At 63.7% G+C, this 23592-nt stretch carries 18 protein-coding genes; 5 read left to right on the forward strand and 13 right to left on the reverse strand.

Translation table 11 applies throughout. The annotated features are described in order from the left end of the window. Positions 1-227 precede the first annotated feature (227 nt). The 6 genes from EBB56_RS04060 to EBB56_RS04085 all read right to left on the reverse strand — a co-directional run bounded on the left by EBB56_RS04060 (position 228) and on the right by EBB56_RS04085 (position 8767). On the reverse strand, positions 228-1709 hold the full coding sequence (locus EBB56_RS04060; RefSeq protein ID WP_124803003.1) for a bifunctional 2-methylcitrate dehydratase/aconitate hydratase: 1482 nt from the start codon (positions 1707-1709) through the stop codon (positions 228-230). A 229-nt stretch (positions 1710-1938) separates the two neighbouring features. After that, on the reverse strand, positions 1939-3141 hold the full coding sequence (gene prpF / locus EBB56_RS04065) for a 2-methylaconitate cis-trans isomerase PrpF (RefSeq protein ID WP_124803005.1): 1203 nt from the start codon (positions 3139-3141) through the stop codon (positions 1939-1941). After that, on the reverse strand, positions 3141-5732 hold the full coding sequence (gene acnD, locus EBB56_RS04070; protein ID WP_045993769.1) for a Fe/S-dependent 2-methylisocitrate dehydratase AcnD: 2592 nt from the start codon (positions 5730-5732) through the stop codon (positions 3141-3143). Before acnD ends, prpF begins: the two co-directional genes overlap by 1 nt. A gap of 173 nt (positions 5733-5905) precedes the next feature. Then, entirely contained in the window at positions 5906-7033 is a 1128-nt protein-coding gene (gene prpC, locus EBB56_RS04075) for a 2-methylcitrate synthase (RefSeq protein WP_045993770.1), read from the reverse strand. A gap of 74 nt (positions 7034-7107) precedes the next feature. Beyond that, positions 7108-8001, reverse strand: coding sequence for a methylisocitrate lyase (gene prpB, locus EBB56_RS04080; protein ID WP_124803007.1), 894 nt, complete (start codon positions 7999-8001; stop codon positions 7108-7110). A 28-nt stretch (positions 8002-8029) separates the two neighbouring features. Further along, positions 8030-8767, reverse strand: a complete 738-nt coding sequence (locus tag EBB56_RS04085) for a GntR family transcriptional regulator (RefSeq protein ID WP_045993772.1) — start codon at positions 8765-8767, stop codon at positions 8030-8032. A gap of 221 nt (positions 8768-8988) precedes the next feature. Between EBB56_RS04085 and pabB the strand changes: the two genes are divergently transcribed. Next, on the forward strand, positions 8989-10353 hold the full coding sequence (gene pabB, locus EBB56_RS04090; protein WP_124803009.1) for an aminodeoxychorismate synthase component I: 1365 nt from the start codon (positions 8989-8991) through the stop codon (positions 10351-10353). Between the two features lie 66 nt (positions 10354-10419). Further along, positions 10420-11211, forward strand: coding sequence for a phosphoadenylyl-sulfate reductase (locus EBB56_RS04095; protein WP_108133822.1), 792 nt, complete (start codon positions 10420-10422; stop codon positions 11209-11211). A 122-nt stretch (positions 11212-11333) separates the two neighbouring features. Here EBB56_RS04095 and cysB read toward each other — a convergent pair whose 3' ends face one another. Next, complete coding sequence (gene cysB, locus EBB56_RS04100; RefSeq protein WP_124803011.1) at positions 11334-12305, reverse strand: HTH-type transcriptional regulator CysB; 972 nt, start codon at positions 12303-12305, stop codon at positions 11334-11336. A gap of 334 nt (positions 12306-12639) precedes the next feature. Here cysB and trxA point away from each other — a divergent pair, with 334 nt between their 5' ends. Further along, positions 12640-12963 carry a thioredoxin gene (trxA, locus tag EBB56_RS04105; protein ID WP_045993776.1) on the forward strand — a complete coding sequence of 108 codons (324 nt, stop codon included), beginning with the start codon at positions 12640-12642 and terminating at the stop codon, positions 12961-12963. Positions 12964-13170: 207 nt separating this feature from the next. On the opposite strand, the gene EBB56_RS04110 is transcribed toward trxA, so the two are convergent. Then, entirely contained in the window at positions 13171-13611 is a 441-nt protein-coding gene (locus EBB56_RS04110) for a YtoQ family protein (protein ID WP_045993777.1), read from the reverse strand. A gap of 295 nt (positions 13612-13906) precedes the next feature. Here EBB56_RS04110 and EBB56_RS04115 point away from each other — a divergent pair, with 295 nt between their 5' ends. Both EBB56_RS04115 and EBB56_RS04120 read left to right on the forward strand, forming a co-directional pair. Next, a complete protein-coding gene (locus EBB56_RS04115) occupies positions 13907-14608 on the forward strand; it encodes a gamma-glutamylcyclotransferase (protein WP_045993778.1) in 702 nt (233 codons plus the stop codon). A gap of 125 nt (positions 14609-14733) precedes the next feature. Next, entirely contained in the window at positions 14734-15993 is a 1260-nt protein-coding gene (locus EBB56_RS04120; protein ID WP_124803013.1) for a threonine ammonia-lyase, read from the forward strand. A gap of 54 nt (positions 15994-16047) precedes the next feature. On the opposite strand, the gene EBB56_RS04125 is transcribed toward EBB56_RS04120, so the two are convergent. From EBB56_RS04125 to folE2, 5 genes are all read right to left on the reverse strand, one after another. After that, positions 16048-18384 (reverse strand): ATP-binding protein, encoded by a 2337-nt coding sequence (locus EBB56_RS04125; protein WP_124803015.1) that lies wholly within the window; start codon positions 18382-18384, stop codon positions 16048-16050. Positions 18385-18390: 6 nt separating this feature from the next. Continuing rightward, positions 18391-18885 (reverse strand): molybdopterin-dependent oxidoreductase, encoded by a 495-nt coding sequence (locus tag EBB56_RS04130; protein WP_108133826.1) that lies wholly within the window; start codon positions 18883-18885, stop codon positions 18391-18393. A gap of 103 nt (positions 18886-18988) precedes the next feature. Beyond that, positions 18989-21253 (reverse strand): ATP-binding protein, encoded by a 2265-nt coding sequence (locus EBB56_RS04135; RefSeq protein WP_124803017.1) that lies wholly within the window; start codon positions 21251-21253, stop codon positions 18989-18991. Positions 21254-21277: 24 nt separating this feature from the next. Beyond that, positions 21278-21754 carry an oxidoreductase gene (locus EBB56_RS04140; protein WP_045993782.1) on the reverse strand — a complete coding sequence of 159 codons (477 nt, stop codon included), beginning with the start codon at positions 21752-21754 and terminating at the stop codon, positions 21278-21280. A gap of 680 nt (positions 21755-22434) precedes the next feature. After that, on the reverse strand, positions 22435-23430 hold the full coding sequence (gene folE2 / locus EBB56_RS04145) for a GTP cyclohydrolase FolE2 (RefSeq protein WP_124803019.1): 996 nt from the start codon (positions 23428-23430) through the stop codon (positions 22435-22437). Between the last annotated feature and the right edge of the window lie 162 nt (positions 23431-23592).

Here is a 23592-nt window from a genome sequence, read left to right on the forward strand (position 1 = left end):
TTTTCAAAACAATCACTTTTACCACTCTTCACCGCCTGTGACGTTTGCTCGTCGTCGGCAGCGGATGCGTACTTTACGGATCGGGGCCGGCCTTGGCAAGCACTTCGTGTAAAAAAATTTCGACCAAAGGCTAAGCCTGCCCGGCGACGGATTTTGCAGGCCCATGGGTACGCCCGGGGACAGCGCTGCCCACGCTGCCCAAGCCACCGCCCTCCCCTCGTTGGTCTCTACAGCACCAGCAGATCGACAAAGCGATGAACCGGCGTCGTCGCCAGGCGCTCGGCGTCCTGATACAGCGTCATGATCTCGTCGCAACGTCCGGGGGCGAATCGGGTGGCCAGGTGGCGTCGACACTTGGCCTCGAGCACCGCCATGCCCTCTTCGCGACGACGGCGATGACCAATGGGATATGCCACCTCCACCGTGTCAGTCGCACTACCATCGGTGAACACCACCCTGACCGCGTTGGCGATCGATCGCTTGTCCGGGTCCAGATAGTCCCGTGTATAGCCCTCGTCCTCGACGACCACCATCCTTTCCCGCAGCTCATCAATCTCCGGATGAGCCTGATGAAAGTCATCCTCGTAGTGCTCGGCCTGAAGCTCACCCAGCATCAGCGGTACCGCCACCATGTACTGCAGGCAGTGGTCTCGATCTGCCGGGTTGGCCAGCGCCCCTTCCTTGGAGATGATGCGTATTGCCGACTCATGGGTAGTCAGCTCGATGCGCTCGATCTCATCCAGCCGCCCCTTGACCTCGGGGTGCAGGGTGACCGCCGCCTCGCAGGCCGTCTGGGCATGAAACTCTGCGGGGAAGGAAAGCTTGAACAGGATGTTCTCCATCACGTAGCTGCCAAACGACTGAGGCAGACGTAGACGCCGGGTGTCCTCGGGCTTCAGCGAGAGATCACGATTGGAGTGACTGAAGGAGACATCACAGAAGCCCCACTGGGGAGCGCTCAGGACGCCGGGTATGCCCATTTCCCCGCGCATCGCGATGTCCACCAGACGCGCCGACCGCGAGGTGGCGTCACCGGCGGCCCAGCTCTTGCGCGAACCGGCATTGGGAGCATGGCGGTAGGTGCGCAGGCTCTGACCGTCGACGAAGGCATGGGATAGCGCCGACAGCGTCTGCTCACGACTGGCGCCGCGCAGCCTGGCGATAGCGGCAGTGGACGCCACCTTGACCAGTAACACGTGGTCCAGTCCGACACGATTGAACGAGTTCTCCAGCGCCGGCACGCCCTGTATCTCGTGTGCCCGTATCATCGCATCGAGCACCTCGTGCATGACCAACGGGGCTTCGCCCCTGGCCACGCGGCACTGTGAGAGATGGTCGGCCACCGCCAGGATACCGCCCAGATTGTCCGACGGGTGCCCCCACTCCGCCGCGAGCCAGGTATCGTTGTAGTCCAGCCAGCGCACCATGGCTCCGATATCGAAGGCCGCCTTGATCGGGTCCAGTCGATAGGACGTGCCAGGCACCCGCGAGCCACATGGCACCTGGGTGCCTTCCACCAGCGGCCCTAGATGCTTGGTGCATTCAGGGAAGCGCAATGCCAGCAGGCCACAGCCCAAAGTATCCATCAGGCAGTGGCGCGCCGTATCGAAGGCCTCGTCACTATCGATGACGGCGTCCAGCGCATAGTCGGCGATGGCCTTGAGTTCGTCGTCGTAGTCGGGACGAACATTGGATTCGACGGTGCTCATGTCTGCCTCCTTCCAGTGAGCGCTATCGCCCGCTGCCGGCGTGCCTGCACCTGAGCCAGAGCCGGGAGTCCGAGGACCAGCGTGGGCGGATGGCGAGAGGTTCGAGAATGGGGGGAGAACGACAGCGCCGCCTGGCGGCGGCGCTAATGCAAAAGGTCCGTTGTCAGTATCGTCGTGGTGCGCCACTGGCGCCAGTATCGACACTGGCGGGCTTCATCGGTCGAGAGCGTTATGAATCGAGGACGTCAGCCGGCACCCTGACCTTGCCCTCCATCAGAATGCGGGCACTGCGGCTCATGGTCGCCTCCGTGGCGGTCCATTCCCCGTCCAGCTGTTCAGCTCGCGCCCCGACCCGCAGGGTGCCGGAGGGATGACCGAAGACCACCGAACTGCGCCCATCGTCGCCGCCGGCGGCCTGGCTGACCAGGGTCCCCGGCACCGCGGCGGCCACTCCGATGGCCACGGCCGCGGTGCCCATCATGGCGTGATGCAGTTTGCCCATGGACATGGCCCGCACCAGCAGATCGATATCGCCTTCGTCGATCTGCTTGCCGCTGGACGCCCGGTAGCCCCGAGGCGAGGCGACGAAGGCCAGCTTCGGCGTGTGCTGACGGCTCGCGGCCTCCTCGAGTCTCGAGATCAGACCCATCTTCAGCGCGCCGTGGGCCCGTAGCGTCTCGAGCCGATCGAGGGTGGCGGGGTCTGAATTGATATCGTCCTGAAGCTCGGTGCCGTCATAGCCAAGGTCGGCCGCGCTGACGAAGATGGTCGGAATACCGGCATTGATCAGGGTTGCCTGAATGCGACCTCCGGCCACCACCTCCTCGGGAACCTCGAGTTCATCCACCACCTGGCCTGTCGGGAACATCCGCCCTTCGCCGTCGGCGGGGTCCTTGAAGGCCAGGCCGATCTCGGCGGCGGGGAAGGCCACGCCGTCGAGCTCGAAGTCACCGCTTTCCTGCACCTGACCGTCCTGTATCGGCACTCGGGCGACGATGGTCTTTTCGATGTTGGCCTGCCAGATGCGTACCTCCACCTCGCCGTCGGCAGGAATTCGCTCAGGCGGGATCAGTCCGCTCTCGATGGCGAAGGGACCGACCGCCGAGGACAGGTTGCCGCAGTTACCGCTCCAGTCGACAAAGGCCTTGTCGATGGCCACCTGGCCGAACAGATAGTCGACATCGTGATCCGGCGACTCGCTGGCGCTGACGATGACCACCTTACTGGTGCTGGAGGTGGCGCCACCCATGCCGTCGGTGTGCTTGGCGTAGGGATCGGGGCTACCGACCAGACGCATCAGCAGGGCGTCGCGCACGGGGCCGGGCTCACGCGCGGCCTCGGGCAGGTCGTCCTTGCGCAGGAAGGTGCCCTTGCTGGTGCCGCCACGCATGTAGATGGCGGGAATGCGGAGCTGCGGAGCAAAAGCGGCCATCACGCCACCTCCGATTCGAGGAAGTCCTGGGCGAAACGCTGCAGCACGCCACCGGCTTCGTAGATCGACAGCTCCTCGAAGGTGTCGAGACGACAGGTCACCGGCACCTCGACGCTTTCTCCGTCACGCCGCTTGATCACCAGGGTCAGGCTGGCCCCCGGCTGGATGTCGCCGCGGACATCGAAGGTCTCGCTGCCGTCGATGCCGAGGGTCTTGCGTGTGGTCCCCTCCTCGAACTGCAGCGGCAGTACCCCCATGCCGATCAGGTTGGTGCGGTGGATGCGCTCGAAGCCCTCGGCCACGATGACCTCGACACCGGCCAGACGCACCCCCTTGGCGGCCCAGTCACGGGAGGAACCCTGACCATAGTCGGCCCCGGCGATCACGATCAGCGGCTGCTTGCGCGCCATGTAGGTCTCGATGGCCTCCCACATGCGCATGACCTCGCCCTCGGGCTCGAGGCGAGCCAGTGAGCCCTGCTTGACCTCACCGTCGACCACCGCCATTTCGTTGATCAGCTTGGGGTTGGCGAAGGTCGCCCGCTGGGCGGTCAGGTGATCACCTCGATGGGTGGCGTAGGAATTGAAGTCCTCCTCCGGCAGGCCCATCTTGGCCAGGTACTCCCCCGCCGCGCTGGTCGGCAGGATGGCATTGGACGGCGACAGGTGGTCGGTGGTGATGTTGTCCCCCAGCACCGCCAGGGCGCGCAGCCCGGTCAGCGAGCGCTCGGCGGCCAGCGCACCCTCCCAGTACGGCGGACGCCGGATATAGGTGCTCATCTCGCGCCAGTCGTACAGCGGGCTGATGTCCTTCGACCTGTCGAAGGTGGTGTCGAACATCGGGATGTAGACGTCGCGGAAGTGCTCCGGCTTGACGCTCTCGGCGATGATCGCATCGATCTCGTCATCCGCCGGCCACAGATCCTTCAGGGTGATCGGGTTGCCCTCGGCGTCTTCGCCCAGGGCGTCCTTCTCGATATCGAAGCGCACGCTGCCGGCGATGGCGTAGGCCACCACCAGCGGCGGAGAGGCCAGAAACGCCTGCTTGGCGTAGGGGTGGATACGCCCATCGAAGTTGCGGTTACCCGACAGCACGGCGGTGGCGTAGAGATCACGCTCGACCACCTCCTTCTGGATCACCGGATCGAGCGCACCACTCATGCCGTTGCAGGTGGTGCAGGCGAAACCGACGATGCCGAAGCCGAGCTGCTCGAGCTCACCGAGCAGGTTCGACTCCTCCAGATACAGCTGCACCGCCTTGGACCCCGGCGCCAGCGAGGTCTTGACCCAGGGCTTGCGGGTCAGGCCCAGCTCGTTGGCGCGCTTGGCCAGAAGCCCCGCGGCGATGACGTTGCGCGGATTGGAGGTATTGGTACAGCTGGTGATGGCGGCGATGATCACCGCGCCATCGGGCATCTCGCCGTCCTTCTGCTCGTAAGGAGCGGCGATACCGCGACTGGCAAGCTCCCGCGTAGAGACCCGGTTGTGTGGACTAGAAGGCCCCGCCAGGGTGCGCTCCACCTTGGACAGGTCGAAGTGCAACACCCTTTCGTAGTCGGCGTTGACGAGGCTGTCGGCCCACAGGCCGGCGGCCTTGGCGTAGGTCTCCACCAGTTCGATCTGCTCCGGCTCGCGCCCGGTCAGCTTGAGGTAGTCGAGGGTCTGATCGTCGATGTAGAACATCGCGGCGGTGGCGCCATACTCCGGCGTCATGTTGGAGATGGTGGCACGATCACCCAGTGTCAGGTGCCCCGCGCCTTCACCGAAGAACTCGAGATAGCTCGACACCACCCGTTCGCTGCGCAGGTATTCGGTCAGCGCCAGCACGATATCGGTGGCGGTGATGCCAGGCTGGGGCTTGCCGCTGAGCTCCACCCCGACGATGTCAGGCAGTCGCATGTAGGAGGCACGCCCCAGCATCACGCTTTCGGCCTCGAGCCCGCCCACCCCGACGGCGATCACGCCGAGGGCGTCCACGTGGGGCGTGTGGCTGTCGGTACCCACCAGGGTGTCGGGGAAGGCCACGCCGTCACGGGCCTGGATCACCGGCGACATCTTCTCCAGGTTGATCTGGTGCATGATGCCGTTGCCGGGGGGGATCACGTCGACGTTCTCGAAGGCTTCGCGGGTCCAGTTGATGAAGTGAAAGCGGTCCTCGTTGCGCCGATCCTCGATGGCGCGGTTCTTGTCGAAGGCGCCCTCCTCGAATCCCGGGTGCTCCACCGCCAGCGAATGGTCGACGATCAGCTGGGTCGGCACCACCGGATTGACCTTGGCCGGATCACCACCCTTCTCGGCGATGGCGTCACGCAGGCCGGCCAGGTCGACCAGCGCCGTCTGCCCGAGGATGTCGTGGCACACCACCCGCGCAGGGAACCAGGGAAAGTCGAGTTCACGCTTGCGCTCGATGATCTGGGACAGCGCCGCCGTGAGATCCTCCGGCGGACAGCGGCGCACCAGGTTCTCGGCCAGCACCCGGGAGGTGTAGGGCAGTCGGTCGTAGGCGCCGGGAGAGATGGCGTCCACCGCCTCCCGGGTATCGAAGTAGTCAAGGTCGGTCCCCGGCAGGGGCTTGCGATAGTCGGTGTTCATGGGCGTCACGGTCTCGGGCGCCCGAGGGCACGGCCCTCGCGGCGCGAATATGGTAGGAAGGCGGCGGAGCCACTTGTGCCTGCGCATGACCATGACCACAACCATGACCATGCGCGCGCCCCGCCGCTCGAGCCTCGGGATACCGTTGGGGTACCTTCGGGAGAGCCCCGGGCTCAGTCACGCTCTTCGATGGGTACCCATTCGCTGTGGGCCGGGCCGGTGTAGTCGGCGCTGGGGCGGATGATGCGATTGTTCTCGCGCTGCTCGAACACGTGGGCGCACCAGCCGGTCACCCGAGAACACACGAAGATCGGGGTGAACAGCTTGGTCGGGATATCCATGAAGTGATAGGCGCTGGCGTGGAAGAAGTCGGCGTTGCAGAACAGCTTCTTCTCGCGCCACATCACCGCTTCGACCCGCTCGGACACCGGGTACAGGCGGGTGTCGCCCACGTCGTCGGCGAGCTTCTTCGACCAGTGCTTGATGATGGCGTTGCGCGGGTCGGACTCGCGATAGATGGCGTGTCCGAAGCCCATGATCTTTTCCTTGCGCTCGAGCATGCCGAGGGTTTCGCGTTCGGCTTCTTCGGCGCTCTGCCAGTTCTCGATCATCGCCATCGCCGCCTCGTTGGCGCCGCCATGCAGCGGGCCACGCAGGGAGCCGATGGCCCCGGTGACGCAGGAATGCATGTCGGACAGAGTCGATGCACAGACACGAGCGGTAAAGGTCGAGGCGTTGAACTCGTGCTCGGCGTAGAGGATCAGCGAGACGTTCATCACCCTGGCATGCAGCTCGGAGGCCGGCTCGTCACGCAGCAGGTGCAGGAAGTGCCCGCCCACGGACTCATCGTCGGTCTCGGTGTCGATGCGCACGCCATCATGGCTGAAGCGGTACCAGTAGCAGATGATCGAGGGCAGCGCCGCCAACAGGCGATCGGAGACGTCCTGCTGCTGGCTGAAGTCGGCCTCGGTTTCCAGGTTGCCGAGCATCGAAGCACCGGTACGCATCACGTCCATCGGGTGGGCGTCCGCCGGGATCTGCTCGAGTACCGTCTTGAGCGCCTCGGGCAGACCGCGCAGGCCCTTCAACTTGGTGATGTAGGCGTTCAGCTCGCTCTGGTTGGGCAACTTGCCCTTGAGCAGCAGGTAGGCCACCTCCTCGAAGCGGGCCTTGTCCGCCAGTTCCTTGATGTCGTAGCCGCGATAGGTCAGGCCCGAGCCACTCTGGCCCACGGTGCACAGTGCAGTCGCACCGGCGCTCTGTCCCCGCAGACCGGCTCCTCCAATCGGTTTATCAGCCATGGCGTATCTCCATTTTCGTCATTGGTCGTTGTTATAAAAAGGCATGAAAGGCGTGCTGGACGCCCGAGGGTCTCTCAGTCCTTGCCCTCGTCGAACAGCGCGTCGAGCTTGCGCTCGAAGTCGTGGTAGCCCAGCACGTCGTAGAGTTCATCGCGGGTCTGCATGGTGTCGACCACGTCGCGCTGGTGTCCGTTGTCGTGAATGCTCTGGTAGACCTTGAGCGCGGCAGCGTTCATGGCGCGGAACGCCGACAGCGGGTAGAGCACCATGCTGCACCCCACCTCGGCCAGTTCCTGCTGACTGAACAGCGGGGTGGCGCCGAATTCGGTGATGTTGGCCAGGATCGGGGCATCCACCCGCTCGCAGAAGGCGCGATAGTCGTCGAGGGTGTGCACCGCCTCGGCGAAGATCGCATCGGCACCGGCCTCGATGCAGGCGTTGGCACGGTCGATGGCCGCGTCGAGTCCTTCCTTCTGGAAGGCATCGGTACGGGCGATCAGGTAGAACTCCGGATCGATGCGCGCGTCGGCAGCCGCCTTGACCCGATCCACCATCTCCTGCCGGGACACGATCGCCTTGTTGGGGCGATGGCCACAGCGCTTCTGCGCCACCTGGTCTTCCAGGTGCACGGCAGCGACCCCGGCCCGCTGCATCTCCTTGACTGTACGCCCGATATTGAAGGCGCCCCCCCAGCCGGTATCGATGTCCACCAACAGCGGAAGGTCACTGGCCCCGCAGATGCGATGGGCGTCTTCCACCACATCGTTCATGGTGGTCATGCCCAGGTCCGGCAACCCGAAGGAAGCATTGGCAACGCCACCGCCGGACAGATAGATCGCCTGATGCCCGACCCGCTCGGCCAGCATCGCGGTGTAGGCGTTGATGGTGCCGACGATGGGCAGCGGGCTATTGGCGTTGAGCGCCGCACGAAAGCGGGCACCAGGGGTCGAAGTGGACGAGGATGTCATGGGGGGCTCCAGTCAGGGGAAAGTAAGATCAGGTCACCAGGCCGTTGCCGGCGACCACCTGGGGTTCGTCGCGCCCCTCCAGCGAGGCGGCGTAGCGCGCCATCACGTTCTCGCGGGAGGCGCTGACGTGGCGACGCATCAGCAGCTCCGCCAGCTCGGCGTCACCCGCCTCGATGGCGTCGACGATACGGTGGTGCTCGACGAAGGCCTTCTGCGGACGTGCACCGCTGGCGCTGAACTGGGTGCGGTACATCCGGACCAGGTAATAGAGGTCGTCGCACAAGAGGGCCATCAGCATGCGATTGTGGCTGCCCACCACGATACGATAGTGGAAGTCCAGATCTCCCTCGCGCTGATAGTAGGCCTCACCGCTGGCCAGATCAGCCTGCTTCTCGTGCACTGCCAGCACTTCTCGGAGGCCGGCGATCTCGCTGGCGGTCATATGCTCGGCGGCGATCCTGGCGGCCATGCTTTCCAGCGCCTCGCGCACGTCGAACAGCTCCATCAGCTCCTTCATGGACAGCTTGACCACCCTGGCACCCACATGGGGTACTCGTTCGATCAGCCGGTGAGCCTCGAGTCGTCGCATGGCCTCGCGCAGCGGCCCACGAGAAATACCGTAGGCCTTGGACAGTCCCGGCTCGGTGATCTTGCTGCCCGGCGCCAGTTCTCCCCGGACGATGGCGTCCTGCAATTGATGAAAGACCCGCTCGGCGAGGGTTCTGACTTCGGGGGTGGCGGGGGTCTCGTATTCGGCGCTGGTCATGGGATCATTGTCGACAATGTTGGGATAACGGAAATGTAAGATACGCCAAGGCGCGGGTCAATGGCCTGATCAGGCTCATAACCTTAACCATTGGTTGTAGACAATGCCATCCATCTTCCTTGTGCTGTCGACAATGCAGCGTTGACTCGCGCCATCCTTCCACAACGACAAGCCCTGTCGTTGCCCGTAGAATATGCCGCCTGCAACGCCCGAGGCCCCGAATGAACGCCGAGCTCCAGACCACCTCCCTGCCCTACCACGCGACCCCCCTGCGCTATTTCGAGTCTCTGCGCTCGAGGCCCGGAGCGGTGCTGCTGGACAGCGGCCGGCCCCAGGCCCCCGGCGGACGATTCGATATCCTCTCGAGCGACCCCATCGAATGGCTGGAAGTCGATCAGCATGGTCTGCCCAGAGACTCGAGCGGCAGGGCCCTCGAGGGTTCCGCCTTCGACGCCCAGCAGCGCCTGCTCGAACGCCTGCCCCGTCCACGCCAGCCGCTTGATCTTCCCTTCGTCGGCGGGCTGATCGGCTACTGGAGCTACGACCTGGGCCGGCAACTGGCGGGAATCGAAGGGCCTTCACAGACCGCCACCGCACTGCCTCAGGCCCGGCTCGGCCTGTATGACTGGGCGCTGATCCAGGACCACCAGGAGCGCCGCTGCCTTCTCGTCGCCTCCCCCGAACGGCGCCAGCAGGTACAGACCTGGCTGGCGACAGCGACACCTGCCGGCGACTTTTCGCTGAACTCCGCCTTCACCTCCAACCTGAGCGAAGCGGGCTACCGCGATCGCTTTGCCAGGGTGCAGGACTATATCCGTGCCGGAGACTGCTACCAGATCAATCTGGCTCAACGGTATTCGGCGGATTACCGAGGAGACCTGTGGCAGGCCTATCTCCGCCTGCGTGACGCGACGCCGACCCCCTTCGCCGGCTTCATGGCCTGGCAGTGCGCAGGGCGCGAACAGGCGCTGCTGTCGCTGTCGCCCGAACGCTTCGTCGAAAGCCGCCAGGGCGAGGTGGAGACGCGTCCGATCAAGGGAACACGGCCACGGGGAGCCAATGAGCAGGAGGATGCAGCCCTGGCACAGGAGCTGTCCTCGAGCATCAAGGATCGCGCCGAGAACGTGATGATCGTGGACCTTCTGCGCAATGATCTGGGTCGCGTGTGTCAGCCCGGCACGGTGAAGGTCCCTCAACTGTGCGGACTGGAAAGCTACGCCAATGTTCACCATCTGGTGAGCGTGGTGAAGGGACGCCTACCCGACGAGACGCCACCGCTCAAGCTGCTGGAAGCGGCCTTCCCCGGTGGCTCGATCACCGGCGCCCCCAAGATTCGCGCCATGCAGATCATCGACGAACTGGAGCCGGATCGACGCAGCGCCTACTGCGGTAGCCTCGGCTACGTCGATGTGCGTGGCCATATGGATACGTCCATCGCCATCCGTACCCTGGTCGCCGATGCCGGCCGACTGCACATCTGGGGCGGTGGTGGCCTGGTGGCGGATTCTCGGGAACAGGCCGAGTACACAGAAACCCAGGACAAGATTCGCCATCTAATGGCCGCCCTGGGCACACCTTCCAAATAGTAATAAGAAACCTTACCGCTAATCGATAAACGCTATATAAGAACCGAACCAATCGATATTGGGGCGATGGCGGCGGGTTTTGGTAGGGTATCGGCAAAACCCCCAGTGGAGGTCGCCGTGACGTCCTTTGACCCCAATGCGTTCGTCCTGGCCAATGACCAGGCGACACCCAAGAATATCCTGAAAGCCGCCTACGAGGCCTTCGGCGAGCTGACCGTGTCATTCTCCGGCGCCGAGGACGTGGTGCTCGTCGACCTGGCGCTCAAGGTCGCGCCCAAGGACAAGGTCAAGGTGTTCAGCCTGGACACCGGGCGTCTGCACGCCGAGACCTACGAGTTCTTCGAACGAGTCCGCAATCACTATGATATCGAGCTCGATATTCGCTTCCCCGATCAGCAGGCAGTGCAGGCGCTGACCAGCGAGAAGGGACTGTTCAGCTTCTATCAGGACGGTCACCACGAGTGCTGCGGCATCCGTAAGGTAGCGCCGCTGCGCCAGCGCCTGGCAGGCCTGCCGGTGTGGGTCACCGGCCAGCGTCGGGACCAGAGCCCGGGCACCCGTTCGAAGCTGCAGATCGCCGAGCGCGACACCGCCTTCGGCAGTGACGATCAACCGCTCTACAAGATCAACCCGCTGACCCACTGGACCAGCGAAGACGTGTGGAACTACATTCGCTCCTTCGATGTGCCCTACAACGCCCTGCACGAAAAGGGCTACGTCAGTATCGGCTGCGCCCCCTGCACCCGCCCCATTCTGCCGGGCCAGCATGAACGTGAGGGTCGCTGGTGGTGGGAAGACCAGGGTGGCAAGGAATGCGGGCTGCATGCCCTCAACCTGCCCCAGGCGGCCACCAGTTGACGCTCTGAGGTACCTGGCTGCACAGCCTCACAAGATCGCAAAGGCCCCGGACTCGCTTGAGTCCGGGGCCTTTCCGTTCATGACGACGTCAGTGAAGCTCGCCTAGTGCCACCTCGCCGCGGTCAGCGCACCGGCAGGCTGATCTTGTCGAACAGCGCGTGTTCATGGCGCGGTCCCGCTGCCAGGGCAGCGTCGACCAGATCACGGTCCAGATGGTCGGCAAACTGCTGCAGGAAGTCATACATGTAGCCGCGCATGAAGGTGCCGCGGCGGATACCGATCTTGGTCGTGGAGCTCTCGAACAGATGGCTGGCGTCCAGCGCTACCAGATCCTCATCGAGCACTTCGTCCACCGCCATGTGCGCCACGATGCCGACCCCCAGCCCCAGACGCACGTAGGTCTTGATCACATCGGCGTCGGCGGCGGTCAACACCACATTGGGAGAGAGTCCACGGGCACGGAAGGCGTCGTCGAGCTGCGAGCGTCCGGTGAAACCGAACACGTAGGTCACCAGCGGGTGCTTGGCCAGTTCGTCGAGTCCCAGACGCTCGACCTCGGCCAGGGGGTGATCCCGCGGCACCAGGATGCAGCGGTTCCAGCGATAACACGGCAGCAACACCAGGTCATTGAACAGTTCCAGCGACTCGGTGGCGATGGCGAAGTCGGCCTGTCCCTCGCTGACCATCTGAGCGATCTGCTTGGGCGTCCCCTGCTGCATATGCAGAGCGACATCCGGGTAGCGCTGGGTAAAGTTCTGGATCACCGGCGGCAGGCAGTAGCGCGCCTGGGTATGGGTGGTGGCGATGGACAGGCTGCCCCGCCGCTCGTCGCTGTGTTCCTGGGCCACATCCTTGATGTTGGCAGTCAGCCTGAGCACTTGGCCTGCCAGCTCGATGATCGCCTCCCCTGCGGGTGTCACGCGAGTCAGGTGCTTGCCGCTGCGCGCGAAGATCTCCACGCCAAGCTCGTCTTCCAGCAGACGAATCTGCTTGGATATGCCTGGCTGAGAGGTAAAAAGACTCTGAGCGGTAGCCGACACATTCAGGTTGTGGCGGGAAACCTCCCAGATATAGCGCAGCTGCTGTAATTTCATGGCCGGGGCTTACCTCGTCCGAAGTCGACGGATTGGCACGGTGGTCGCGGAAGCGGACTAGACTGGAGCCATCGCGTTGGCGGCGTGACAGCGTCCTTGCCCGGGTTCAAGCACTGGACCTCGGACATGACAACATGCCAAAGCGCCATAAAAAACCACCTTTGTGATTACTTTATAGCATAATGAGATGAGATGCAGCGATTCGTAAGCTGACTAAGAAACTATCGACCCAATATTTGCCAGCGTATGGGCCGACCGCTACCATCGTCCCACCGGACATGGCAGACATGTCCCACATTCCGCTCGATGAAGCGCAACGTAGATGGAGAAACACATGGCTAACAATGTCGATGTCACCAATGCCAACTTCGAGCAGGAAGTTCTGCAGGCCGACTCCCCGGTATTGCTGAAGTTCTGGGCTCCCTGGTGTGGCCCCTGCAAGGTCATGGCACCGGTGGTCGATGAAGTCGCCGAGGAGCGTGACGGCGCCCTCAAGGTCGTCAGCATCAACGTCGATGATGCCCCGGAAATCGCCGCCGAGCAGGGCGTGCGTGGCGTCCCCACCGTGATGCTGTTCAAGTCAGGTGCCAAGGTGGCATCCCTGGTAGGTGCCCAGTCGAAGTCCCAGCTGACCCAGTTCATCGACCAGAACGCCTGATACAGCGCTGTCGACCTCTGCCGTCACCAGACGGGACGTCCAGCCAGGGGCCAAGGCCCCTGAAACATGGCCCGGGATCCTCCTTAAGGATTCCGGGCCATGTCGTTACTGCCCCGAGCGTTATCGCTGAAGCCACGGGCTTGGGCAATGGCAGTGCCCACCCTCGCCAGTGGATGCCATCGTGCGAGGCTCGAGGCAGCGCCGGCATCAGTCCCGCAGCACGTAGCGCAGGATCTCTACCACCTGGTCGGTGGTCGTGGCCCAGGCCTGGGCGTCCGCATCGACCTCCTTGAGCGGATGTACGATGTCCTCGCCGTGCAGCGTCACATAGGGCTTGCCGAGAGCCGAGCAGTAGCCGGCGTCGAAGGCCGCGTTCCACTGCTTGTACTTGTCACCGAAGCGCACCACCACCAGATCGCTCTGCTCGATCAGGGTCCGGGTCCGGATGGCGTTGACCCTGGAAGACTGGTGATCCCGCCAGAAGCCACTTTCCGGCACGCCCAGCATGTCTCCGGCGGCGTCGCTGGCATCATGGTCGGTCACCGCCTGGGTGAACACCACGTCGAGCCCGGCGTCTCTGGCTCCCTGCTTGATCTCTTCACGCCAGTCGGTGTGGATCTCACCGGACAGATAGACGGTAAAACTCATGGCCTCATTTCCTTTTTCTCGGTCTTGCATGAATCATTGTCGGAGTGCCAGGACGCCGCCACCGGCCGTTACCCGAAAGAGGGACCAGGACATTCGGGCTTCATCCTGGCCTTCGGAGCTGATAATTTGCCTATTGGCGGTCCAAGGAACCTGGCCCTCGTGGCTTCTTGCGTGGCGCTCACCATCATACCCGCGCCTCCTGTACTGACAAACCGGTTGCCCGGCGCAGTGACGGCGTGGCGGTATCGACTCGAGCACCACCAGTCCGTCTGACTTCATTCGACAAGGATCTTCGATGCACCCGCAGGACTCCCCTTCCAACCGGCCAACGCCTGTCAGCGCGGACACCCGGGAAGCCAATCGACGCCAGGACCATTTCGGCTCTCGCGAGGCGATCTGGCTATTCGGCTACGGCTCGCTGATCTGGAAGGCGGACTTCGCCTATCGCGCACGTCGTCCAGCGCTGATCGAAGGCTACGCCCGCCGGTTCTGGCAGGGCTCCCACGATCATCGCGGCACTCCTGAGGCTCCTGGTCGCGTCGCGACGCTGATCCACCAGCCGGGCTCGCGGTGCCTGGGCATGGCCTACCTGATCGGGCCGGAGGTGTTGGCCCCCCTGGACCTGCGTGAAAAGAACGGCTATCTGCGTGAGCGTGTCACGCTGCATTTTCTGGACAACGATCTCGCCGACAATGATCAGCCTGATGTCGATGACCCGCTCGACGATGACGGCCTGACCACCGCCAGGACCGCCGAGGGGCTGGTCTACATCGCCGGTGATGCCAACCCGGCCTATCTCGGTGACGCCTCCGATGACAGCATCGCCGAGCAGATCGCCCACGCCCATGGCCCCAGCGGCCCCAACAGAGACTACCTGCTGCACCTGGCAGACGCCCTGCACGCCATGGGTGGCGAAGACGACCACGTCTTCGGCCTGGCGGCCGCCCTGCGCCGTCGAATGCGCCAGGCGGCGACTCACCCGGCTACCACCGACTGAGCGCCGCCCTTCCCCTCGGCAATGCCGGCCACGCCTGGCTCTCGGATCGAGCCGGCGACCCCGCCGGCGACACCTTGTGCCGGACGACCTCCGGCCATCTGTCTGTTACCCGCTGGAGATCCCGGATGAGTGTGACCCTTGAAGACATTCGACGTGCCGCCGATGCGACCGTCGGCCATATCGCCCGTACTCCCTTTCTGCATTCCGCCACGCTGTCGCGGCTGGCCGGCTGCGAGTTGTACATCAAGTTCGAGAACCACCAGTTCACCGCCGCCTTCAAGGAACGCGGCGCCCTCAACCACCTGCTGTCCCTGTCCGAAGACGAGCGCCAGCGGGGGGTCATCGCCATGTCGGCCGGCAACCACGCTCAGGCGGTGGCCTACCACGCCTCAAGGCTCGGCATCCGGGCGGTCATCGTGATGCCGCGCCACACTCCCAATCTCAAGGTCAGCAATACCCGGGCCCTTGGCGCCGAAGTGCACCTGGTCGGTGATGGGGTGGACGAGGCCGGAGACTACGCGGCTCGCCTGGCCGAGGAGCACGGCTATGTGTTCGTCCACCCCTACGACGACGAGCGCGTGATTGCCGGCCAGGGCACCATCGCGCTGGAGATGCTCGAAGACGTGGCGGATCTGGATGCGCTGGTCATCCCCATCGGCGGCGGCGGCCTGATCGGCGGAAACGCCGTGGCCGCCAAGGGACTCAATCCCGACATCGAGATCATCGGGGTGCAGACCGCCCGCTTTCCCGCCATGCAGCAGGCGCTGGCGGGTGAAAAGATCCACTGCAGCCTCGCTACCATTGCCGAGGGGATCGCGGTCAAGCAGCCCGGCAAGATCACGCGAGAACTGGTGCGCGAGCACGTCAGTGACATCCTGCTGGTCGACGAGGCCACCATCGAGCGGGCGATCCTGATGTTCCTGGAGATCGAGAAGACGGTCGCGGAAGGCGCCGGTGCGGCGGGACTCGCTGCCGTATTGAGCCAGCCGGAGCGCTTCCGCGGTCGCAAGGTGGGGCTGGTCCTGTGCGGCGGCAATATCGACATGCAGGCGTTGTCGTCGGTGATCCAGCGCGGCCTGGTGCGCTCTGGTCGCATCGTGCGCGTTCGCGTGGGCATCTCCGACGTACCCGGCTCGCTGTCGGAGTTGACCCAACTGCTCGCCGAGCAGCGTGCCAACGTCATCAGCATCACCCACCAGCGTACCTTCACCGACCTGTCGCTGCGCGCCACCGAGGTCGAAGCCACCCTGGAGACGCTGGGCAGCGAACATACCCGAGAGGTCATCGAGGCCCTGCGCCATGAGGGCTACGATCCGGTGATGCCGGCCAATGAGGTGCATCCGGACGAACGTTGGGCCAGCGGCGTGGCTCCCGGCGACGTCTAGGCCCCGCCAGCGGCGGGACGTCACCTCATCGAAGGGTCCCGCCCAGGGCCGCTTTCAGGTCTGCAACAGCCCCGCCGATCGCAGAGCCTGGCCGGTCGCCGGGCCCAGCCGGGCGAGTATCTCGAGCTGTGTCTCGAGTTCCGCCTGCTGGCCGTCGTTTGCCATGCGCTCCACTCGGGCGGCCTGCGCCTCCAGGGCCTGGCAGCCCAGCGAAGCAGAGACGCCCTTGACGTCATGAGCAATCTGACCGAGTGCCTGGTGGTCGCCGACAGACAGCGCCTCTCGCATCTGCTCGAGCCGCTCCGGGAAACGCTGCAGATAGTTGGCCACCATGCGACTCAGGCCCTGGGGCGACATCACCTGACGCAGCTCCTCTACCGTGTCTCCGGCAAGCAGCGTCTCGTCGATCCGGGGCCGATCCTCGAGCATCGGGGCAACGACGGCGGGTGCCGCTTCGACAGTGCCGCCTAAGGTCTCGCTGTCCAGGTCGCGGTCCGGACCACTCGCCCTACCGTCGCAACCCCTGCCATCGCAACCCCTGCCGGGATTGTCGCCACCTGATGGACTCGCGTCAGCGGAGCTCGGTGCCGCGTGCACCCGGCTGTAACGGCGCAGCGCAGCAGACAGCTCCTTGCGCGAGAACGGCTTGCCGATGACGTCGTCCATTCCCGCATCGAGACAGGCGCGATGATGCTCGGGCATGACGTTGGCGGTCACCGCGATCACCGGCAAACGCTGGACCCGCTGGCCCTGTTCGCGTAGAGCCTCTTCGTGCTGGCGCCAGCGACGCGTGGTCTCCAGCCCGTCCATCACCGGCATCTGCATGTCCATCAAGACCAGATCAAACCGTCGTTGGCCCAGGGCCTCCAACGCCTGCTCGCCATTGCCCACCAGTTCGCAGGTCTGTCCCAGTCTGGTCAGCATGGCGGCCACCAGCTCACGATTGAGGGCATTGTCCTCGACCACCAGCACGTGCTGGCTTTCCAGCGGCTCCTGCTGCCCGGTGCTGGCAGCACCCTCTTCCACCCCCGCCACCACCGGCAAGGGAAGATCGAACCAGAATCGGCTGCCGGACTCCGGCTGGCTTTCCACCTTGAGCTCTCCGCCCATGGCCGCGACCAGCTGCGAGCAGATCGCCAACCCCAGGCCGGCACCCTCATGACGGCGTGACAGGGCGGTATCGGTCTGGGCAAAGGGCTCGAAGATGCGCTGCTGGTCCTGCTGGGCGATACCGCAGCCGGTATCGTAGACCATGAAGGTCAGCCGGCCGTCCCCATTGTCGGAGACCCGGAGCATCACAAAGCCACTTTCGGTGAACTTGAAGGCGTTGTTGAGCAGATTCATCAGCACCTGGCGCAGCCGATGCACGTCGCCATCGACCCAGGTGGGCAAGGCGGGAGCGGCACGCATCAGGAACTGCACCCCGCTGCGGCTCTGGGTCTGATAGCCGGTCGCGAGTTGCTCCAGCATTCTCGACAGGTGGAAGGGTTGACGTTCGACCGCCAGGTGCCCTGCCTCGATACGGGTGTAGTCGAGCACGTCATTGATCACCGAACGCAGCCCAGCGGCGCTGTCACGCAGCCCTTCTATCTGGCGGCGTCCCTGATCACTCAAGGGTTCGTCGTGCAGCAGCTCGGCCATGCCCAGCACGCCGTTGAGTGGCGTACGGATTTCATGGCTCATGATGGCCATGAAGTCGGACTTCGCGCGATTGGCCACTTCCATGCGCTGATAGGCCTCGCGCAGGGTTTCGGACTGGGATTCGAGCAAATGGGTCTTGTGACGATGCTGACGCGCCTCCTTCACCAGCGCACGAATCAGCACGCCACCGGCGATCAGCGACAGCAGGATCGAGATCAGCACCGCGATGTACAATCGCCCGAGCACGCCCATGTCCGCGCTGCGCTCTTCCGCGGCGATTCGACCATGATGCAGCATCAATTGCCGACTCAGTTCCTGCGCTTCGCCGAGACGCTCTATCAGTTCGCGTCGCAGTGCAGCGTCATAGGCAACGTCTCCATCGGCCACCGCAATGAAGCGTCGATCCAGCCGTTGCATGCCACGATCCAGCTCGTCGATCAGCTCACGACCGGTCGCGTAGCGATCCAGGAAGTTGCTCGTCTGGCCCTCCAGCAGCACCATGAAGCGCCCGTACAGCAGTTCGAAATCCAAAAGGGTCTCGTCCAGCCGGCTATCGCCGCGCTCCCAGATGGCCAGCCGCAGATCGCGCAGCGAGCGATCGTACTGATACAGGGTCCAGGTGACGGTGTCGACGTCTCGGTGGTAGATCGCCTTGTTGCGGTCATAGATCAGCCCTCCTGTCACCATCACGGCGACAATGAAGACGACGGCGGCGATCGCAGGAATCCTGATGCGCAGACGATGGGCCATGAGAACTCAGTTGACGTCGATGCGGGCGACCTGCCAGACAGATCGACTGAAGTAGATATTGGTCTTGAGTTCCGGCTGGTCGTCGAAAGGATAGACCACGAACAAGGGGCCCTTGTCGCGGATTCTCATGCGCTCTCCATCGCGGCGCATGGCGAGGATCACGCCATGTTCGTGGGCGTCGCTCACCGGCATCAGCGTCTCGTAGTCCTTGATGGCGGCCACCCTGAGCTCGTCGCCCTCGGCCTCCACCGCCGCCAGTACATCGCTGAGCAGCGGCCCCTCGAAGCGAGACTGACCATCGATCCAGGGATTGCCGGTCACCACGACATGCTGGGGCAGCGCCTCGAGCATGGCGCGGTCGAAGTGGGCTTCATCACTCACATTGGTCACGGAGATGCGCCCACCCACCTCGAGGATCACCCTGCCACCGGGGGCGTCCAGCGCAAGAGCCTGTCCGACCATTCCCCATAGCATCACCAACGCGATGGTTCGCCATCCCATGACGCCTCTCCCATTGAAAATCGGCATTCTCGACGAATTTTTGCCGTACCAGCGACATGCTACTGCCAGTTCAACGGCCAGGGAAGGCATTCACGCTCAGGATTCAGCGAAAGCTGTCGAGCACTCCGGTGGTTCGCCAGGCAAGACCGGTGCGGGTGCCGATGTCCTCCAGTTCCTTGATCAGCGGCACCAGCGGCTCGTGACGGCCCATCTCACCGTGCTCGATGATTGCCTCCACCACCGCGACCACTGCCGTGCACCCCAGGGTGGTTGACGCATGATGAAGCTCCCTGGCCTCACCGACCAGCATGTCGAAGTCCCTTTCTTCGTGGGCCGTGTAGAGCCTCGCGATGCGAGCAGGAAAGCGGGCCAGGTAGCCGCGTACCATGCGCTCCAGAGCATCCGCCGAGACCATCGAGCGCAACTCTTGAAGCGTCGTTCGCGACAGCAGGTCGGCACTGGCGACTCTTTCTTCCGTCGCCGTCTGGCTGGGCGCGGAGGCCCCTTCGTGGGCGGATGTACTCGGAGGCGTCCAGAAGTTTTCGTCGGGGTCGAGGGAGGGATAGACCCGAGAGGGAAAGCGACCAAGCACCTGGCCTAGATCCTGACGCGTGAAAGGCTTGCCGATCAGGTCATCCATCCCCGCCTCGCGGCTGGCCCGGCGATGTTCCGGCAGAACGTTGGCCGTCACCGCGATGATCGGCAGCCGAGCGTCGTCGTCGCCATCACCACGGTGGATCGCCGCTTCCCGCTCGCGCCAGCGCCGGGTCGTCTCCAGACCATCCATGACCGGCATCTGCAGATCCATCAGCACCAGATCGAAGTCACGCTGTGACAGCGCCTGCAGCGCTTGCTCGCCGTTGGACACGACTTCGCAGGACTGGCCCAGGCGGGCCAGCATACTGGCCACCAGCTCCCTGTTGAGAAGGTTGTCGTCCACCACCAGCACATGGTGCGGCGCCAGCGGCGCCGGGGCAGACGCCACCTCGACCTTCTCCTCTTTCTGATCGCTGGCGGGCAAGGGAAGTTCGAACCAGAATCTGGAACCGCTGCCCAGCTGGCTGTCCACCTTGAGGTCGCCCCCCATGGCGCGCACCAGGCTACGTGCGATGGGCAGGCCAAGACCGGCACCGTCATGACGCCTGGCCATCACCGGATCGGATTGTTCGAAGGGCTCAAAGATGCGCTCGACATCCAGCTGAGATATCCCGCACCCGGTGTCGTAGACGACGAAGGCAATGCGCTGATCCTGGGCACAGGAAACCCTCAACATCACGAACCCCTGGCGGGTGAACTTGAAGGCGTTGTTCAACAGGTTCTGCAGTACCTGGCGCAGCCGATGCTGATCTCCTTCCACGCAAGCGGGCAGGTCCGGGGCCAGGCGCATCAGAAACTGCACATCGCCCAGGCGTTGCGAACGATAGCCCAGGGTGGTCTGGTCGAGCATATGGCGCAGCGCAAACAGTTCGCGCTCGACCTCGATCCGGCCGGTCTCCAGCCGCGTATAGTCGAGCACATCGTTGATCACCGAGCGCAGTCCCGTCGCGCTGGCCTCCAGGCCTTCGATATGACGCTTGCCCTGATCGCTCAGGGATTCGTCGCGCAGCAGATCGGTCATGCCCATGACGCCACTGAGCGGAGTGCGCATCTCGTGACTCATGATCGCCATGAAATCGGACTTGGCGCGACTGGCGTTCTCGGCGCGCTCCACCGCTTCCTTCAATGCTCGCGACTGGGCCTGCAGCAACTCCGCCTTGAGGGTGTGGGCACGCCCCTCACGCATCAGCGCCAGCACCAGCACGGTACCGGTCACCATGATCAGCACGATGCAGGCCAGTACGACACCATACAGACGCAGCATCGACTGGGTATCTCGGGTGCGCAACTCGGCCACACTGGCCTTGTGTTGCAACAGCATGTCGCGACTGACGTTCTGCAACTGCCCCAGGGTCTGCTTGAGTGCATCCCTGTCGTCGTCGAGCAGGCGTCCCCCCTGCTCCAGAGGCTCGACTCGCCCCCCCAGATCGTCGATCAATTGCTCCGCGCGCCGATACAGTTCCTGGGAGGCACTGGTCTGACGCAGAAAGTCCCGAGTCTGCCCCTGACGCAACAAGTCGCTTCGTCCGCGCAGAATCTCGTAGTCGAGGACCAGGCTATCGATATCATCCGCGCTGACCTCGGCGGCCTGAATGCGCATTTCGCGCACCATGCGATCGAACTGGTAGAGGTTCCAGGTGACGGTATCGAGGATGCGATGCTGCAATTCCTGCTGCCGATCGAAGGTCAGGCCACCCGCCACCAGTGCCGCGACAAAAAACAGCACCGTTGCGGTGGCCGCCACCCTCGAGCGATACGGCAGTTTCAGCATAATCTGACCTCGGCCACCGGCGGCTCAGTGGACATCGATGGACTCCACCTGCCAGACGGACCGCGTCAGGTAGACAGCGTTGTAAATTTCAGGATGCTGATCAAAGGGATAAATCACAAACAGGGGCCCTTGATTGCGCACTTCCAGGCGCTCGCCATCGCGCCACATCGCCAGCACAAGGTTGAAGGTCGAGGCATCCTGCACCGGAACCGACGCCACAAAATCGTTCAATGCGGAAACACGCAGCTCCGTACCGCGCGCCTGGACCGCATCGAGTAGCCCCTCGAGCAGAGGCCCCCGATAGACAGAGGCACCGTCAAACCAGGGGAGATGGGTCGTGATCGTGCCCTGGGGTAGCGCCTCGAGCATGTCGCGGTCGAACCATGCCTGATCACCGACATTGGTGACCCCGATGTCACCGGACACCTTCAACAAAGGCGTGCCCGAGGGCGGTTCGAGCGCCATCGACAGGGGCGACGCCAGTGTCAGCCCCAGGACCATGAGTCGCCAGCAATATCTCACATCTCCCCCTATGGCCTCCTGCTTGGGCGTGGAAGCAATCTTCGCTTATATGCTGAATCAGCTACCGATGATGTGAAAAGAGTAAAGCAAAAGACACAAACCGTCACGTTTAGAAACCTGAAGCGCCTCTCTACTACCCTTCCATGGTGAAGGATGGCCCTCGGGAGACACCAGTCGCCACGGGCGCGTCTACCCACCAGGCAACAATGGCGTGCTGTTTTCGCAACGTCATTGATGTTTCATGGCCTTGTCATGACCACGCCCTGAACGGTGTGTTCCGTCCTATAAAACCACGTCTCAAACCCCTGTTTCGACCTGCCCTCCCACCAAGTGGTCTCCTACGCGTGCCGAAGCACATATCCTTGCTGGCTTGCCAGCCGGCCATACCAGGATAAGACCGCTTCGGGCCCTTGCGCACGCTACCAGATCACAGCACGCATCCTCACTAGCCTGCCGGCCGGCTATACAAGGACAAGTGCACTTCAGGTACTTGCCCACGCTACCAGATCACAGCACGCATCCTCGCGAACTTGCCAGCCGGCCATACAAGGGCAAGTGCGCTTCAGGTACTTGCCCACGCTACCAGATCACAGCACGCATCCTCGCTAGCCTGCCGGCCGGCCATACAAGGGCAAGGCCGCTTCAGGTACTTGCCCACGCTACCAGCGCCAACTGCTGCGGGCCACGGCGTCGTGGGCGTGCAGGCTCTCGGCATGGATCACCTTCTGTTCGAAGCCATCGATCCCCGGGATGGTCATCAGGCAACCATGCACACGACGTGCGGCGTCCTCGCAGAACATCAGGTTCTGCCCGTTGGCCAATGCAAAGGCCTGTTCGTCGGGACGCTTGACCGCGGTCTGCAGCGCCGTGCCCAGGCTCTGCTCCACCCTGTCGATGACTTCGACCATGGGGACGTCCTCGACCTCGAGGCCCAGCCTGAGCGCCATGATCACCTGGCTGCGCTGGCTGTGAGGCGTCGCCACGATCCCCGACTCCTGCCCCAGCCAGCGGTGCACCTCATCACGGGCCGGATGAGGCTCTGCGGCAAAGTCACGGTTGAACTGTTGCTGGATCAATTGACGCGCCAGCGCCGCGGAACAGGGGCAAGTGGAGGAATAGCCCACCTCCAGACGCAGGATTACCGACCGCAGGCCACCTCGTTGCTCGATTTCAAGGTGAAAGGGATAGGCCTTCCAGCCAGCCAGGTCGCTGACCAACGCAGGACGCTTCAACAGCAAACGTCCCTCGAGAGACAGGCTGGCAGACCGGGAGAGACCCTCGTGACTGTCGAGAAAGCGCGCCAGGCAGGCGTCCAGTCGAGGCAACGTCAGCGCTTCTTCGGTCAGGTCGTCAAGCGCCAGGTACAACCTCGACATATGAATCCCGCGGGCCTCCGGGGCGTCAAGACTGACCCCTGCGTTCACCCTGGCTTCGATCCGCTGTCCCGCCAGCTCGACGGGCAGCGCGATGCCCTCCATGCCGACCCAGTCCAGGGCGACGCCCTGGCTCACCTGCTGCACGGCCACATCCGACAGCCTTTGTGGATCGTCGATGGGCTCCCTCCCCCGGGCGTCTGTGTCGCTGACCGTGTCGTTGACCGTATCGCTGACTGTGTCGTTGACGGCCTGGCTGGCCTCGATCTGTGCGTCATTCATCCTTTCACCGCCGGTTCAGTCTGATAAAAAACTACGTTATAACATAACATTAACAACGACTGCATTCGGACATCCTGCTCTACCATCAGCACGCAGCAGCGCGACCTGGCACCCGTTCACAGCGTAGCGAGCCACACCATTGCCGGTTCGCACCTCGTATCA

The sequence above is a fragment of the Halomonas sp. YLB-10 genome (assembly GCF_003856855.1).
Taxonomy (GTDB): Bacteria; Pseudomonadota; Gammaproteobacteria; order Pseudomonadales; family Halomonadaceae; genus Halomonas; species Halomonas litopenaei.